This window comes from Vibrio sp. Isolate32 (assembly GCF_022397955.1).
Classification (GTDB): Bacteria; Pseudomonadota; Gammaproteobacteria; order Enterobacterales; family Vibrionaceae; genus Vibrio.
Genome location: NZ_JAKEUQ010000091.1, coordinates 1 through 514, shown reverse-complemented (window position 1 = coordinate 514; position 514 = coordinate 1). Strand labels below are relative to the sequence as shown.

1 protein-coding gene is annotated in these 514 nt (G+C 44.6%); it reads left to right on the top strand.

What is annotated here, in order from left to right; genetic code table 11:
• Positions 1-514 (top strand): transposase (locus L1D11_RS22580; RefSeq protein WP_239862839.1); only part of this gene is annotated, 514 nt, incomplete at both ends.

Here is a 514-nt window from a genome sequence, read left to right as displayed (position 1 = left end):
TCGCTGACGCAAAGACTCACCAAGTCATTTGGATAGGATTAGGTCGTAGCCGCAAAGACATACGGCCGTTCTTCGAGCAGCTAGGTGAGCATGGGATAAATATCGAAGCCGTCGCGATGGACATGAATACGGCTTTCGATCTTGAAGTTCAAGCGCACTGCCCGAACGCAAAAATCGTTTACGACTTGTTCCATGTTGTCGCTAAGTTCGGCCGTGAGGTGATGGATAGAGTCATATTCTACCAAGCCAACAAACTCATGCAAGTTAAAAAAGTGAGGCAATGGGTGAAGCGTTCACGCTGGGTGTTGTTGAAAAATAGAGGTAACTTAAATAGACGACAAGATAGCTATCTTACAGAAATATTGAATATCAATAAGGACTTAATGACCACTTATATACTCGGAGCCCAACTCAAAGAGCTTTGGTATTGTGAATCAGAAGTACATGCAAAAGGGCTCTGGGAGGTGTGGTGGGCACAAGTACAGGAGAGTGGAATTAAGCCATTGCAAGAGTT